This is a genomic window from Vibrio splendidus 12E03 (assembly GCF_000272105.2).
Classification (GTDB): domain Bacteria; phylum Pseudomonadota; class Gammaproteobacteria; order Enterobacterales; family Vibrionaceae; genus Vibrio; species Vibrio splendidus_I.
In genome coordinates this window covers 1-372 of the sequence record NZ_AJZD02000222.1, presented here as the reverse complement: position 1 = coordinate 372, position 372 = coordinate 1, and the positions used below count along the sequence as shown (strand labels likewise).

The following is a 372-nucleotide window of genomic DNA, read 5'->3' as shown; positions in this document are numbered from 1 at the left end:
GAAACCAATGTTGGGCATATTTTTGATACCGGCTTATTGCTTGAAGAAGAGATGGACAGTCTGAAAGTGTTGGGCGGTATTGGGGATACGACGGCCACGTTAAAACAATCGGCATCGATGCACGCTGCAAAATTGCATCAAGAAATCAACACGCTGAAATCCATGGGGCTGATTGGCTTCAAGTTGATGGCGGCGCTCACGGGCATGTTGCTCATTTTTGGCGCGGTGTTGCTGTTTTTCAACATCGCCACTCGTTTAATTTAAAAAGGAAACATCATGAAAAAGACAATGAAACTACGCTCTACTCGTTTAGGTCGCAAACAACAAGGCGCGGCCATCATGGACAATCTCATTGCGGTGGGGTTTGTGGCG

1 pseudogene is annotated in these 372 nt (G+C 46.8%); it reads left to right on the top strand.

Going from position 1 to position 372, the window contains the following annotated elements:
- A pseudogene (locus A142_RS15020) lies at positions 1-264 on the top strand (hypothetical protein); the annotation flags it as partial.
- Positions 265-372 lie beyond the last annotated feature (108 nt).